Annotated in this window: 14 protein-coding genes and 1 pseudogene; 5 read left to right on the forward strand and 10 right to left on the reverse strand. The window is 71.7% G+C overall.

The window, feature by feature from the left end; translation table 11 throughout:
- Positions 1–135 precede the first annotated feature (135 nt).
- From BMZ82_RS29090 to sigE, 4 genes are all read right to left on the reverse strand, one after another.
- Positions 136–576 carry a sec-independent translocase gene (locus tag BMZ82_RS29090; RefSeq protein WP_093780377.1) on the reverse strand — a complete coding sequence of 147 codons (441 nt, stop codon included), beginning with the start codon at positions 574–576 and terminating at the stop codon, positions 136–138.
- A 248-nt stretch (positions 577–824) separates the two neighbouring features.
- On the reverse strand, positions 825–2,684 hold the full coding sequence (locus BMZ82_RS29095; RefSeq protein WP_093780378.1) for a S1C family serine protease: 1,860 nt from the start codon (positions 2,682–2,684) through the stop codon (positions 825–827).
- A gap of 153 nt (positions 2,685–2,837) precedes the next feature.
- Complete coding sequence (locus tag BMZ82_RS29100; RefSeq protein ID WP_093780379.1) at positions 2,838–3,875, reverse strand: anti-sigma factor family protein; 1,038 nt, start codon at positions 3,873–3,875, stop codon at positions 2,838–2,840.
- Complete coding sequence (gene sigE / locus BMZ82_RS29105; protein WP_093780380.1) at positions 3,872–4,585, reverse strand: RNA polymerase sigma factor SigE; 714 nt, start codon at positions 4,583–4,585, stop codon at positions 3,872–3,874. Before sigE ends, BMZ82_RS29100 begins: the two co-directional genes overlap by 4 nt.
- Before the next feature lie 180 nt (positions 4,586–4,765).
- Between sigE and BMZ82_RS29110 the strand changes: the two genes are divergently transcribed.
- Positions 4,766–5,518, forward strand: a complete 753-nt coding sequence (locus BMZ82_RS29110) for an O-methyltransferase (RefSeq protein ID WP_371271319.1) — start codon at positions 4,766–4,768, stop codon at positions 5,516–5,518.
- Between the two features lie 182 nt (positions 5,519–5,700).
- Here the strand turns inward: BMZ82_RS29110 and BMZ82_RS29115 are convergent, their stop codons facing one another.
- Entirely contained in the window at positions 5,701–5,868 is a 168-nt protein-coding gene (locus tag BMZ82_RS29115; RefSeq protein ID WP_003966491.1) for a DUF3117 domain-containing protein, read from the reverse strand.
- A gap of 378 nt (positions 5,869–6,246) precedes the next feature.
- Between BMZ82_RS29115 and BMZ82_RS29120 the strand changes: the two genes are divergently transcribed.
- Entirely contained in the window at positions 6,247–7,038 is a 792-nt protein-coding gene (locus BMZ82_RS29120) for a 2-cyclohexenylcarbonyl CoA isomerase (protein WP_093780381.1), read from the forward strand.
- A 65-nt stretch (positions 7,039–7,103) separates the two neighbouring features.
- Here BMZ82_RS29120 and BMZ82_RS29125 read toward each other — a convergent pair whose 3' ends face one another.
- Positions 7,104–7,700: a DNA-3-methyladenine glycosylase I gene (locus BMZ82_RS29125; protein WP_093780382.1), complete on the reverse strand. Its 597-nt coding sequence runs from the start codon at positions 7,698–7,700 to the stop codon at positions 7,104–7,106.
- Positions 7,697–8,059 (reverse strand): DivIVA domain-containing protein, encoded by a 363-nt coding sequence (locus tag BMZ82_RS29130; protein ID WP_093780383.1) that lies wholly within the window; start codon positions 8,057–8,059, stop codon positions 7,697–7,699. Before BMZ82_RS29130 ends, BMZ82_RS29125 begins: the two co-directional genes overlap by 4 nt.
- Positions 8,060–8,187: 128 nt before the next feature.
- Here BMZ82_RS29130 and folP point away from each other — a divergent pair, with 128 nt between their 5' ends.
- Positions 8,188–9,048: a dihydropteroate synthase gene (folP, locus tag BMZ82_RS29135; protein ID WP_093780384.1), complete on the forward strand. Its 861-nt coding sequence runs from the start codon at positions 8,188–8,190 to the stop codon at positions 9,046–9,048.
- Positions 9,049–9,200: 152 nt separating this feature from the next.
- Here the strand turns inward: folP and BMZ82_RS29140 are convergent, their stop codons facing one another.
- Complete coding sequence (locus BMZ82_RS29140) at positions 9,201–9,959, reverse strand: LOG family protein (protein ID WP_093780385.1); 759 nt, start codon at positions 9,957–9,959, stop codon at positions 9,201–9,203.
- Between the two features lie 120 nt (positions 9,960–10,079).
- Entirely contained in the window at positions 10,080–11,159 is a 1,080-nt protein-coding gene (gene dapE / locus BMZ82_RS29145) for a succinyl-diaminopimelate desuccinylase (RefSeq protein ID WP_093780386.1), read from the reverse strand.
- 106 nt (positions 11,160–11,265) lie between these two features.
- Here dapE and BMZ82_RS29150 point away from each other — a divergent pair, with 106 nt between their 5' ends.
- Together BMZ82_RS29150 and BMZ82_RS29155 are read left to right on the forward strand one after the other, a co-directional pair.
- Entirely contained in the window at positions 11,266–12,282 is a 1,017-nt protein-coding gene (locus BMZ82_RS29150; RefSeq protein ID WP_256252166.1) for a heavy metal transporter, read from the forward strand.
- Positions 12,283–12,591: 309 nt separating this feature from the next.
- Positions 12,592–13,041: an ATP-binding protein gene (locus BMZ82_RS29155; protein WP_093780388.1), complete on the forward strand. Its 450-nt coding sequence runs from the start codon at positions 12,592–12,594 to the stop codon at positions 13,039–13,041.
- Between the two features lie 452 nt (positions 13,042–13,493).
- Here the strand turns inward: BMZ82_RS29155 and BMZ82_RS29165 are convergent.
- Positions 13,494–13,673, reverse strand: a pseudogene (locus BMZ82_RS29165) (succinyldiaminopimelate transaminase); the annotation flags it as partial.

Consider the following 13,673-nt stretch of genomic DNA (forward strand, 5'->3'; position numbering starts at 1 on the left):
CGGCCCGCCCCCCTTCGGGCGTACTCGTCCGCTCCGCACAACAACCAGGCAGCATAGCCACCCCGCCCCGGGCTGCCGGGAAACCTCCCGGCGCGTGGGACGTGCGCCCCCTCACACCGGGGGTGCGCGGGTGGCTCAGGTGGCGTCCGCGTCGAAGGCCGGACGGTCGTCCTTGACCGGCTCCTCGGGCTTCTTGGTCATGTCGATACGACCGCCGCCGGACGGGTTCGAAGACGCGATGGCGGTGTCCGTGTCGCGGCTGTGGACCGCGTCCGTGACCTCGGCCATCTCCTTCTTCAGGTCGAAGCCGTTGCGGATCTCCCGCAGCCCCAGCTCGTCGTTGTCCAACTGCTTGCGGAGGAAGGCTTTGGGGTTGAGGTCCTCGAACTCGAAGTCCTTGAAATCCGGGCCCAGTTCGCTGCGGATGTCCGCCTTGGCGCTCTCCGAGAACTCACGGATCTTCCGGACGGTGCGCATCACGTCCTGGATGACCTTGGGGAGCTTGTCCGGACCGAAGACGAGCACGGCCAGGACGGCGAGCGTCACCAGCTCGAGCGGCCCTATGTCATTGAACACCTGAAGCTCCTCGCGATGTCCGCGGTCCTCGGTTCCTCGACCCTCAGTGGCCGAGCTCGGGTCTTCCGCGGTCCCGGCCCGGTCCACGGTACCTGTCGCACCTGTCCGACCGGTACCGTCCCGAGCCGTCCGCCTACGTGTACGCCACCGGTTTTCCGTGTTGTTTGCCTAGTGGGACCGGGTCTCGGGGTCTGACCTGTGACGTTTCTGTCAATCGTTGGGAGCGGGCTGAGGGCGCTCGCCCCGGCTCAGCCGCCGGACGAGCCGAGGACCAGGGTGAGCGTGCGTGCCGTGCCGCCGCGTTCGACGGTCAGTTCCAGGCGGTCGCCGGGGCGGTGGGCGCGGGTCTTGACGATCAGTTCCTCGCCGGAGTGCACGCGCTGGCCGTCGACCTGCGTGATGACGTCCCCGGCGCGGATGCCGGCCCGGTCGCCGGGGCCGCCCGCGGTGACCGGGGTGCTTCCGTCGGCGCCGCCGGTGCCGACCCGGGCGCCGTCGCCCGCGTAGTTCAGGTCGAGGGTGATGCCGATGACCGGGTGGGTCGCCTTCCCGGTGTTGATCAGTTCCTCGGCGACGCGCTTGCCCTGGTTGATCGGGATGGCGAACCCGAGGCCGATCGAGCCGGCCTGGGCGGTGCCGGAGTCGGTGCCGTCGGCGGCGGAGCGGATGGCCGAGTTGATGCCGATGACATGGCCCTGCGTGTCGAGGAGGGGTCCGCCGGAGTTGCCGGGGTTGATCGGCGCGTCGGTCTGGAGGGCGTCGACGTACGACACGTCGCTGCCGTCCCCGCTCTCGCCTCCGGCGGTGATGGGCCGTTCCTTGGCGCTGATGATGCCGGAGGTGACGGTGCCCTCCAGGTCGAAGGGGGCGCCGATGGCGACGACCGGGTCGCCGACCTGCACGTTGTCGGAGTTGCCGAGGTAGAGCGGCTTCAGGCCCTTGACCCCGGTCACCCGCACCACGGCGAGGTCGTAGCCGCTGTCCCGGCCGACGACCTCGGCCTTGGCGGTCTGGCCGCCGTTGAAGACGACGGATATCTCGCCGTTGCTTCCGGCGGGCTCGACGACGTGGTTGTTGGTGAGGATGTAGCCGAGCGAGTCGAGTACGAAGCCGGTGCCGGTGCCGGACTCCTCGCTGCCGCTGACATGCAGGGTGACGACGCTGGGCAGGGCCCGCGCGGCGATCCCGGCCACACTGTCGGCGGCCCGCCCGGTCGGCTCGGCGGCTGCCTGCGGCAACCGCACCCCGTTGATCCCACCGTTGCGCTCCAGATACGCCCCCACAGCCCCACCGAACCCACCGGACACCACCGCGACAACCAACGCACCCCCAACCACCCGCGACCACCGCCGCCCACCCCCGCCAACGGGCGTTCCGCCCAGAGCCGCTCCACCAAAGGGCGTGGCAGACCAGGGGTCATAACGCTGCCAGGGGCTGGAGCCGGGGGTGGGGGTGGAGGTGGGTTCGGCTGCGGGTGCAGGTGCGGATGGGGGGCCGAGGGGCGGTACGGCGTCGGCGTGGACGGAAGACGGTTCGGGGACCGGGACAGGGACCGGGGCCGGGACAGGCACGGCGTCGGTGTGGGCGGGAAGCGCTGCGTGCGCGACCGCCGGGTGCTGGACGGGCGGGGCGGGTGCCCAGGGCCCCGGTTCGCCATACGGCGGGGTGCTGTAGGGGTCGGGGTCATGCAGAGGCTTGGGCCGCGAGTCGGCAACCGGTGACGCCAACTCGGGGGCCTCCTGGGCGGAGGGGACCGAGTCGGCTTGACCAACCGGGCCGAACGCCACCGGGTCGGCTGCGGAAACCGCCTCACCGGCCGGACGCCTCAGCTCATAGTCGCCGTCGCCGTCGCCGCTGTGGACGTGGACGTGGGCTTGGGCGTCAGCGCCCGTGTCGCCGGTGTCGGACAGCGTTGCCGTGTTCGTCGGCTCGGCCGAGGCGGACGGAGACTCCCCTGCGGGATCGGCGGGTGCCGTTCCGTCCTGCGTGCTCGCCGCCGGCTGGGCCAGTTCGAAGTCGCCCTCATCCGTGGAGGCCTGTTGCCCTGCGGATGCCTGCGGTCGAGGCCGGCTCCACCACTTCGCCCTCGTGGGCTTCCCCTCGTCCATGTTCTCCCCACTCGCCCCCGCCGGGGCACCGGACCGGGAGCGCGCGCCCCCAGCCCCGGCCCGGCGAACTCCGCCTTCGCGCCCCGCTGCCTGGCAGGGCGCGGTCCATCACGGATTCAACCAGGTTCGCGGCGGAGTGGCGCGGGGCCCGGGTCAGCGGGTGCGCTGGGAGGAAGGGGAGGTGGAGGGGGTGGGAGCGGAGGTGGTGTCGGGGGCGGGTGCGGCGAGCAGGCCGAGACCGGTGATCTCGGGTGGCGTGCTCCACGCGGTCAGGGTGATCGGCGAGGTCATGCCGAGCGGACGTATCAGCGGGGACATCGCGGCGGCGCCGGCCACCATCGGGCCGGCGAGGCGGTGCAGGGCCTGTTCGACCCGGCCGTCGTCGCCCGTGGAGGGCATGCCGGGCAGCAGCGGTGCGGAGACCTCGGTCGGGGCCGCCGCGGTGTCGCCGAGTTGGCCGCCCTGGGAGAACAGGGGGCCCACGGCACGACGCCGCTGGTTCTCCGACGTCGCCGCGGAGCCGGTGCCCGGGGTGCGGGCCGGTGTCACGTTGCTCCCGTTGCCCGAGCCGCTGCGGCCGTCGGCGGTCGTGTCGATCGGGGCGACGGAGGTCATGCCGCCCAGGGCGATCGCGGCCAGCGACACCGCGCCGGCGGCGACGAACGCGAACCGCATGCTCCGCGACCGGTCGGCGTCATGGTGGCGGTCGCCGCCACGCCCGACGGGTTGGATCCGAAAGCCGCGGTCGGAATCTGGGCCCGGAGACGGTGGCAGGACGGAGCCGTGGTCGCGGGCCGGTACATAGCGGAACTCGAACGGCTCGTCCCGCCGCGCGCCTCTCCCTCCGATCCCTCCGAAGACTCCGAAGACCCCGTCGGCGAACCCGCCGCCACCGCCACCGCCGCTACCGCCCAGCGGCGGGCCGCCGCCGTCCGGGTCGCCTCCGGGCAGCCCCTGAAGGCGGGCCAGGAAGCTTTCGGAGGGGGCCGGTGGGGCGACTTCCGCGAAGACGTTCTTCAGCCGGCGTTGCGCGTCGACCTCTGTCTTGCACTTCGGGCAGGTCGCGAGATGGGCCAGTACCCGCTCGCGGGTGTCGTGTCCGAGCTCGCCGTCCACCAGGGCGGAGAGCCGGTCTCCGAGGTGCTGCTCCGCGAGGAGCCGCTCGGTTGCGTTGTTCCGGGATCCACTCACGCGGTCGCGCCCCCTCCTCCCAGAGCGGGAACACGGGCCACGAACGAACGGCGCCCGGCGCGGGCCTCGGGCGCGCGGTGCGCGAGGGCCTTGCGCAGTTGCGAACGGCCGCGGTGGATACGCGAGCGGACCGTGCCCAGCTTGACGCCCAGGGTCGCGGCGATCTCCTCGTAGGAGAGGCCCTCGATGTCGCAGAGGACGACGGCGGCGCGGAACTCGGGCGCGAGGGTGTCCAGCGCCTGCTGGACGTCCGCGTCGAAGTGGGCGTCGTTGAAGGCCTGTTGCGGGGTGGGCTCCTTGCTGGGCAGCCGCTCTGCCGCGTCGTCGCCCAGCGCGTCGAAGCGGATGCGCTGCTTGCGGCGGACCATGTCCAGGAAGAGGTTGGTCGTGATGCGGTGCAGCCAGCCCTCGAAGGTGCCCGGCGTGTACGTGGACAGGGAGCGGAAGACGCGGACGAAGACCTCCTGGGTGAGATCCTCGGCGTCGTGCTGGTTGCCGGTCAGACGGTAGGCGAGCCGGTAGACCCGGCCGCTGTGCATGCTGACGATCTCCTCCCACGTGGGCGGAGTCCACGCCTGCCCGTCCGCGTCGGTGGTGAAAGTCGCGGTCTGGCCCTGACCGGCGGTGAAGCCGACGGTGTGGCGGTGGTCAGCAGCGGTGTCGTTCACGGATTTCGGCCTGCCCGCCGACCCGAGAAAGCGCCGCAGCACTCCTCCCCGATCCACAGGCGCGGCCGCACCTCCCCTGTCGGCTCTGGTGGTGTCCAGTGGAGCCCCTACCATAGCCACCTCGCCCGTTAGCTCCGGATAAGCGGTTTTACGAGAAATTGATCTGTGCTGCCACGGCTCATGCGGCTGCGTCAGCACTTGCTCGACACCCGGTCCCTCGTCGTGATCCAACTGTGTCCCCCCGTCGTCGTTCCCACCCCTTCAAACGCACGGTCCCATCTGCGGGTTCCCGGCGGCAACGGATACAGTCACGCGAGGCAACCACGGGGACAGGAGAGGGTCATTACCGGCAACCGGCAGGCAAGCTGGGCGTTCGCCGACGCCTATGCCGCCGAGGACGAAGCGCTGCACTGGGCCCGTGACCGGGCCCGCGAGGCAGGGCTGCGCTCGGTGTCGCCGAGCACGGGCGCCGCGCTGCGGATGCTCGCCGCGACCGTGGACGCGAAGGCCGTCGCGGAGATCGGTACCGGAACCGGTGTCTCCGGGATCCACCTGCTGCACGGGATGCGCCCGGACGGCGTCCTGACGACCGTCGACCCCGAGCCGGAGCACCAGCAGTTCGCCCGGCAGGCCTTCCGCGCCTGCGGCTTCGCCAGCAACCGGGCCCGGTTCATCCCGGGCCGCGCGCTCGACGTCCTGCCCCGCCTCGCGGACGTCGGCTACGACCTCGTCTTCTGCGACGGCGACCGGCTGGAACTGCTGGAGTACCTCGCCGAATCGTTGCGCCTGCTGCGGCCGGGTGGCCTGGTCGTCTTCGAGGGCGTCTTCGCCAACGGCCGCACGGTCGACTCCGGACCGCAGCCCACGGAGGTCATAAGGATCCGGGAGCTGCTGCGGGCGGTGCGCGAGAGCCAGGATCTGGTGCCGTCGCTGCTGCCGGTCGGCGACGGGCTGCTGTGCGCGGTCAAGCGCTGAGTACGCCCTGACTGCGTCCTGGCTGTGTCCTGGCTGTGTCCTGACTGCGTCCTGAGCCTGCGGGCGGCCCTTGGGCCTTTCGGGCTAGGCGGCCTCGCTAAACCCCGGGGGACGTGACAAAACGATCGCTCCGGCATCCTCGCGGGTGCCGGAGCGATCGAAAAAGTGGGGTCGCTTGCGCGTCAGCCGACGACCTTCTTGAGGGCGTCGCCGAGTGCGTCGGCCTCGTCAGGGGTCAGTTCCACGACGAGTCGACCGCCGCCTTCGAGCGGAACGCGCATGACGATGCCCCGCCCCTCCTTGGTCACCTCGAGCGGGCCATCACCCGTTCGCGGCTTCATGGCCGCCATGCTCGTTCCCCTTCCTGAAACCAGCTCATCGCCAAAGCCGACGGCCCGTGGAGGGCAGCCGCGATCCAGCGTGGGACACGCGACACCGGCATCGAACACATTGCTTCCCAGCCATTATCCCGCATCTCAGGACCCGATGACCAACATCAGACGGCATCGCTTGCGCAACGCGCGCGAGCAAAACCACTCAATTCGGCGATGTGACTGCGATACTGCGCGCCCGCACGGACTTCCACGCGCCGTAAACCCTCCCGAATTCTTTGACGCAGGTCACACGTCGGGTGCGCTCCGGGTACGGCGATCTCCGCCATGCTGTCCTCGTACATCGGGCGTACTGACCAGTAGTACGTCCGAGCCGCGACACGGAGGGGATACGCCATGGCCGACACCGTGCTCTACGAGGTGAGCGACGGGCTCGCGACGATCACGCTGAACCGCCCCGAGGCGATGAACGCGCTGGACGTCGCGACCAAGGTCGCCCTCCGGGAGGCGGTCCAGTCCGCGACGACCGACGACGCCGTACGGGCCGTGCTGCTGACGGCAGCCGGTGAGCGGGCGTTCTGCGTGGGGCAGGACCTCAAGGAGCACATCGGGCTGCTGGCCGAGGGCTCGGCGAAGGTCATGAGCACGGTCAAGGAGCACTACAACCCGATCGTGCGGGCGCTGACCGAGGCTCCGAAGCCGGTGGTCGCCGCCGTGAACGGGGTCGCTGCGGGCGCCGGCTTCGGGTTCGCGCTGGCCGCGGATTTCCGTGTCGTGGCCGACACGGCGTCCTTCAACACGTCGTTCGCGGGGGTCGCGCTCACCGCCGACTCCGGCGTCTCGTGGACCCTGCCGCGGGTGATCGGTCCCGGGCGGGCCGCTGACCTGCTGCTCTTCCCGCGCAGCATCACGGCTCAGGAGGCGTACGAGTGGGGTATCGCCAACCGGGTCGTCCCCGCGGGGGCGCTGCGCGGCGAGGCCGAGAAGGTGGCTCGGGCGTTGGCCTCCGGGCCGACGGTCGCCTACGCGGCGATCAAGGAGGCCGTGGCTTTCGGGTTCTCGCACTCGCTCTCCGAGACGTTGGAGAAGGAGGACGAGTTGCAGGCTCGGGCGGGGGCGTCCGAGGACCACGGGATCGCCGTCCAGGCCTTCGTCAACAAGGAGAAGCCGAAGTATCTCGGGCGGTGACCGTCGGCTGATGCTGGGGGCTGCCGCCCCCAGACCCCCGCTTCGGCCCTTAAGGGGCCTCGTCCTCAAACGCCGGACGGGCTGATACGACTGACGCACATCTCCAGGTGGTCGTTGACCAAGCCGCATGCCTGCATCAGTGCGTATGCCGTCGTGGGGCCGACGAAGCGGAGGCCCCGTTTTTTGAGGGCCTTCGACAGGGCCGTCGACTCGTCCGTGACCGCCGGGACGTCCGCGAGGGTTTTCGGGGTCGGGCGGGTGGTCGGGTCGGGGGCGTGGGACCAGATCAGGGTGTCCAGGTCGCCGGCCGGCCAGTCGGCCAGGACGCGGGCGTTGGCGAGGGTGGCGTCGACCTTGGCTCGGTTGCGGATGATGCCGGGGTCGGCGAGGAGGCGTTCGCGGTCCTCGTCGGTGAAGGCGGCGACCGAGGCGATGTCGAAGCCGGCGAAGGCGGTGCGGAAGGTGGCGCGGCGGCGCAGGATCGTGATCCAGGACAGGCCGGACTGGAAGGCCTCCAGGCTGAGGCGTTCGAACAGCGCGTCGTCGCCGTGGACCGGGCGGCCCCACTCCTCGTCGTGGTACGTCACGTAGTCCGGCGTGGACAGGGCCCAGGGGCAGCGCAGCGCGCCGTCCTCGCCCGCGAGGGCCGTGCCGTCGCTCACTGGTGGTCCTCCGGGGCGGGCTTCTCGAAGGAGACGTGGGAGGCCTGGGAGCCGGTCGGGGGCTGCGCGCCGGCGAGGGCGGACTCCAGGTCGGCGATGCGGGCGTCGCGCTCGGCGAGTTCGGCGGCGACGCGGTTCAGGGCGTCGTCCACGTCCGCCATGCGGTAGCCGCGGACGGCCAGCGGGAAGCGGAGGTCGTCGATGTCGGAGCGGTCGACGGGGCGGTCGGGGGGCAGCGGGTCGTGCAGCCGCTCGGGGGCCACCTCCGGCAGCGGGCCGGTGCCCTCGCCGCCGCCCACCACGGCGAGGGTGACCGCGGCGACCACGACGGCGAGCGCGATGACCAGGAACAAGAACATAACCATCGGTGGGTCCCCACACTCGGTGCTCGGAGTGGATGTGTGTGGGTCCGATCGTGCCATGCGGGTGTGACGGTTAGGGTCGCAGGCGGTGGATGTGCGGGACGTACGAAGAGAGGTCACAGGGGATGCTCAGGCTGGGCGGACGGGAATTCGGCGCGCACGAGCCGGTGATCATGGCCATCGTGAACCGGACCCCGGACTCCTTCTACGACCAGGGGGCGACCTTCCGCGACGAGCCCGCCCTCGCACGCGTGGAGCAGGCGGTGTCAGAGGGTGCTGCCATCATCGACATCGGCGGGGTGAAGGCCGGTCCCGGTGACGAGGTGACGGCGGCGGAGGAGGCGCGGCGGACGGTCGGGTTCGTGGCCGAGGTGCGGCGGCGTTTCCCGGACGTGGTCATCAGCGTGGACACCTGGCGGGCCGAGGTCGGGGAGGCGGTCTGCGAGGCGGGCGCGGATCTGCTGAACGACGCGTGGGGCGGCGTGGATCCGCGGCTGGCCGAGGTCGCGGCGCGGTTCGGGGTGGGGCTGGTGTGCACGCACGCGGGGGGCGCGGAGCCTCGGACGCGTCCGCACCGGGTGACGTACGACGACGTCATGGCCGACATTCTGCGAGTGACCGTGGGTCTGGCGGAGCGGGCGGCGGGGCTGGGGGTGCCACGGGAGTCGATCATGATCGATCCGGGGCACGACTTCGGGAAGAACACCCGGCACAGCCTGGAGGCGACGCGGCGGCTCGGGGAGATGGTGGAGACGGGGTGGCCGGTGCTGGTGTCCCTGTCCAACAAGGACTTCGTCGGGGAGACGCTGGACCGGCCGCTGAAGGAGCGGGTGGTGGGGACGCTGGCGACGACGGCCGTGTCGGCGTGGCTGGGGGCCCAGGTGTACCGGGTGCATGAAGTGGCGGAGACGCGGCAGGTGTTGGACATGGTCGCGTCCATCGCCGGGCACCGGCCTCCGGCCGTCGCCCGGCGCGGGCTGGCGTAGGGCGCGCCGCCGTCACTGCTGCTGGGGGCTGCCGCCCCCAGGCCCCCGCTTCGGCCCTTAAGGGCCTCGTCCTCAAACGCCGGACGGGCTGAAGCACAGGCACCCGACCGGCGTTCGAAGCGCGGCAAGCCGCCCCAACCGTCCTAGCGGCCTTAGCGGCCCGCCTCCTTGGAGACCAGGGCCACTGCCTCCTCCACGTCGTCCGTGACGTGGAAGAGGAGGAGGTCCTTCTCCGACGCCTTGCCCTGGGCGATCAGGGTGTTCTTCAGCCAGTCGACCAGGCCTCCCCAGTACTCGCTCCCGAAGAGGACGATCGGGAAGCGGGTGACCTTCTGGGTCTGGACGAGGGTGAGGGCCTCGAAGAGTTCGTCGAGGGTGCCGAGGCCGCCGGGCAGGACCACGAAGCCCTGCGCGTACTTGACGAACATCATCTTCCGTACGAAGAAGTAGCGGAAGTTCAGGCCGATGTCGACGTACTCGTTGAGACCCTGCTCGAAGGGGAGCTCGATGCCGAGGCCGACGGAGATGCCGCCCGCCTCGCACGCGCCCTTGTTGGCCGCTTCCATCGCGCCCGGGCCGCCGCCCGTGATCACGGCCCAGCCGGCCTCGACGAGGGCGCTGCCCAGCCGGACGCCCGCCTTGTACTCCGGGGAGTCCACCTTGGTGCGGGCGGAGCCGAACACGCTGATCGCCGGGGGGAGTTCGGCGAGGGTGCCGAAGCCTTCGATGAACTCCGACTGGATGCGGAGCACCCGCCAGGGGTCGGTGTGGACCCAGTCCGACGGGCCGCCCGCGTCCAGCAGGCGCTGGTCGGTCGTGCTCGCCGTGACCTGGCTTCGCCTGCGGAGGACCGGTCCCAGGCGCTGTTCCTCCGGCGGCTGCTGCTTGCCCTCGGGGTTGCCGGTAGCCATGTGAGCTCCCTCCATTTGCGGTTGTTCCGTCTCAGCGTAGATCCACACGGGTTACGGGCGGGGGACGTCGGCGTGTCCGCCATGAACCGCCGTCGGCGGCGGCAGGACGCTTTCCGGCCGTCAGGCCGTCAGCCACGCCCGCAGGCGTTCCTCGCCGGCCAGGATCTTGGCCGTCTCCACGCGTTCGTCCCGCTTGTGCGCCAAGTGCGGGTTGCCGGGGCCGTAGTTGACGGCGGGGACGCCGAGGGAGGAGAAGCGGCTGACGTCCGTCCAGCCGTACTTGGGCATCGGGGTGCCGCCGACCGCGTCGATGAAGGCCGCGGCGGCCGGGTGGGAGAGTCCGGGCAGGGCGGCGGGGCTGTGGTCGTCGACCACGAACTCCGCGACCCCGCAGTCGGCGAAGACCTCGCGGACGTGCGCGACGGCCTCGGCCTCGCTGCGGTCCGGCGCGTAGCGGAAGTTGACGGTGACGACGCACTCGTCGGGGATGACGTTGCCGGCCACTCCGCCGGTGATGCCGACCGCGTTGAGGCCCTCGCGGTACTCCAGGCCGTCGATGACCGGGTAGCGCGGCTCGTACGCGGCGAGCGCGGCGAGGATCGGGGCGGCGGCGTGGATCGCGTTGGAGCCGAGCCAACTGCGCGCCGAGTGGGCCCGCTCGCCCTTGGTCTTCAGCAGCACCCGCAGGGTGCCCTGGCAGCCGCCCTCCACCTGGCCGTCGGAGGGTTCGAGGAGCACCGCGAAGTCGCCGGCCAGCCAGTCCGGGTGGGCCTCGGCGACGTGCTTGAGGCCGTTGAGGTCGGCGGCGACCTCCTCGTTGTCGTAGAAGACGAACGTCAGGTCGCGGTTGGGGGCCGGGACGGTGGCGGCGATGCGCAACTGCACCGCGACGCCCGCCTTCATGTCGCAGGTGCCGCAGCCCCACAGGACCCCGTCCTCGTCCAGCTTCGAGGGGACGTTGTCGGCGATCGGGACCGTGTCGATGTGCCCGGCGAGGACCACGCGCTCGGCGTGGCCCAGGTTCGTGCGGGCGATCACGTTGTTGCCGTGGCGGTCCACCGTCAGGTGGGGCAGCGCGCGCAGGGCGGTCTCGATGGCGTCCGCGAGGGGCTTCTCGGTGCCGCTCTCGGAGGGGAAGTCGACGAGCTTCGCGGTGAGGATCGCGGCGTCCTGCGTGAGGTCAAGGGGGGTGTCGGCCATGCCGTCGACCCTAACGCGCCAGTCGTCCGCGCCGCTCTTACCCGTCTCTTCACACACACCTCACGTACCCCTCCTACTACTCGGTAATCTCCAGTACGTTGTACGCGTGCCAGAGCCGTCACCTTCTCCTTCTCCCAAGCGCCGCGGCCGCCTGCTCCGTTTCGGGGCGGCCTGCGTGGTGCTGTCCGCCGTCGCGGGTTATGTCGTGGTGCAGTACGTCACCGGCGGCACGGGGGATCCGGGCTGCAGAGTCGTTTCGCGGGGCGCGGGCGGCGCAGGCGGGGCGGGCGGGGCGACGTACGAGTTCACGCCGGAGCAGGCGGTGAACGCGGCCACGATCGCCGCCGTCGGCACCGACCGGGCGATGCCCGAGCGCGCCGTGGCCATCGCGCTGGCGACCGCCCTCCAGGAGTCGGGGCTGCGCAACCTCACCCACGGCGACCGGGACTCGCTCGGCCTGTTCCAGCAGCGGCCCTCGCAGGGCTGGGGCACCGAGGCGCAGGTCACGGACCCGGCGTACGCGGCGAGCATCTTCTACAAGCATCTCGCCAAGGTGCGCGACTACACCGAACTCCCGCTGACCGTCGCCGCGCAGCGCGTGCAGCGCAGCGGCTACCCGGAGGCGTACGCCAAGCACGAGCCGGACGCCGTGGTGCTGGCCGCCGCGCTGACCGGGACGTCGGCGGCCACGCTGACCTGCGACGGCCGCGCACGCGCCGTGACGGCCACCGGCCCGGACGCGGTACGGGCGGCACTGGCCCGGGACTTCGGGCGCGACGCGCTCCGGGAGGCGGATGCGGATACGGAGGCCGGCGCCGAGAAGACGTCGGCGACCGACACTCCCGTCACCGAGACGGACGGGCGGACCGTGACGCTGCCGGTGTCGAAGGACACCATCGCCGGTGGGCGCAGTGTCAGCGAGTGCGGGTGGCAACTGGCGCACTGGGCGGTGGCCAACGCGTCGGCGCTGCGCATCGAGCGGGTCTCGTACGCGGGCCGGGAGTGGGTCGCCGGGAACACCGACAGCCAGTGGCGGTCGACCGGTTCGACCAGCACGGAGGCGGCCGGGACGGCGGGGGCGGGCGGCGCCGCCGACAGCGTGCGGATCGTGACCGCGCCGTAGTGCGTCCGCACGGATCGCCGGGTCGGCACCGTGCAGGAGTACGGGGAGTCACTCGGGCGGGTCATGTGCGGGGCGTTCGGGCGGCCGGGTGCTCAGGTTTTCGCGCCTTCACCCTCGTGTCCGGCGAATCCCTTGGGGGAAAAGGGCTCCGGGGGTTTGCCGGACTTTCACATCGGGCGGTTTTTGCCCGTTTTTATCCACAGCCGATAATGCGACGCATTGCGAACTCTTTACGTTGGGCGTCCGCAACCTTCATGGCCTTCGAGCGGTAGTCACGGCGTCTTTGTTCTCTCCCGTCGAAGGAGCATCATGTCCCTCCCCCTGACCCGCCGGATCGCCCGTGCCGCGCTGCTCGTCGCTGCAGGAGCGGCCGCCGGGGTCGGTGCGGCCGGCTCCGCCAGCGCTGCCCCCAGCCTTCCCGCCACTCCGAACCTCGGCGGTCTGACCGCGCTGGACACGGCGAGCGTCGGCACCACGGTCGACGGCGCGACGCAGCACGTCACCGGGCTCGCGGGTGAGACCGGCGGCAAGACGGTCGAGCAGGCGGTGCCGACCGCGGGCAAGGCCGGCGGCAAGGCCGTGAAGACGGCGACGCCGGTGGCGCAGAAGGCGGCCGGCGATGTGGCGGGCTCCGCCGGGGGCCTCCTCGGGAACACCGCGTCGACCGCCACGAAGGGTGGGCTGCCGACGGACTCGCTCACCAAGGGTGGCCTGCCCGGCGCGGACACCCTCCCGGTGAAGAGCCTCCCCCTCGGCTGACCCGCCCGGCACAAGCCGGTGAGGCGAGACGGGGTCCAGGGCATTCCCCTGGACCCCGTCTCCTTTTGCGTGCCGCTGTCAGACCAGGTCGCCAGGGTCCAAGGCCGATCCCACCGCGCCCGGCGCTGCCGGCTGTGCCCACCCGTTCCGCCCTGCGGAACGACTGCCCACAGCGGTGGCGGGAGCGGCAGCGGCAGCGGTGGCGGCAGCGGTGGCGGTGGCGGCAGCGCCAGCGCCAGCGGCAGCGGCAGCGGCAGCGGTGGCGGGAGCGGCAGCGGTGGCGGCAGCGCCAGCGCCAGCGCCAGCGGGAGCGGCAGCGCCAGCGGCAGCGCCAGCGGCAGCGGCAGCGGCAGCGCCAGCGGCAGCGGCAGCGGCAGCGCCAGCGGCAGCGGCAGCGGCAGCGCCAGCGGCAGCGGCAGCGGCAGCGGCAGCGGCAGCGGCAGCGCCAGCCGCTACGACAGGCGTTCTGCCGCTGCTCTTACCCGTTCGTCCGTCGCCGTCAGGGCCACGCGTACGAAGGTTTCGCCTGCCGTGCCGTAGAAGTCGCCGGGGGCTACCAGGATGCCTTGGTTGGCGAGGTGGGCGACCGTGGTCCAGCAGGGCTCGTCTCGGGTGGCCCAGAGGTAGAGGCT

It is taken from the genome of Streptomyces sp. yr375, from assembly GCF_900110755.1.
Classification (GTDB): Bacteria; Actinomycetota; Actinomycetes; order Streptomycetales; family Streptomycetaceae; genus Streptomyces.

Bases quoted from the DNA above. Each gene is read 5' to 3' on its own strand.
- BMZ82_RS29140 (WP_093780385.1), bottom strand. From the start codon at position 9,959: ATGGCTACCGGCAACCCCGAGGGCAAGCAGCAGCCGCCGGAGGAACAG.
- BMZ82_RS29120 (WP_093780381.1), top strand. From the start codon at position 6,247: ATGGCCGACACCGTGCTCTACGAGGTGAGCGACGGGCTCGCGACGATC.
- folP (WP_093780384.1), top strand. From the start codon at position 8,188: ATGCTCAGGCTGGGCGGACGGGAATTCGGCGCGCACGAGCCGGTGATC.
- BMZ82_RS29115 (WP_003966491.1), bottom strand. From the start codon at position 5,868: ATGGCGGCCATGAAGCCGCGAACGGGTGATGGCCCGCTCGAGGTGACC.
- BMZ82_RS29155 (WP_093780388.1), top strand. From the start codon at position 12,592: ATGTCCCTCCCCCTGACCCGCCGGATCGCCCGTGCCGCGCTGCTCGTC.
- dapE (WP_093780386.1), bottom strand. From the start codon at position 11,159: ATGGCCGACACCCCCCTTGACCTCACGCAGGACGCCGCGATCCTCACC.
- BMZ82_RS29130 (WP_093780383.1), bottom strand. From the start codon at position 8,059: ATGTTCTTGTTCCTGGTCATCGCGCTCGCCGTCGTGGTCGCCGCGGTC.
- BMZ82_RS29095 (WP_093780378.1), bottom strand. From the start codon at position 2,684: ATGGACGAGGGGAAGCCCACGAGGGCGAAGTGGTGGAGCCGGCCTCGA.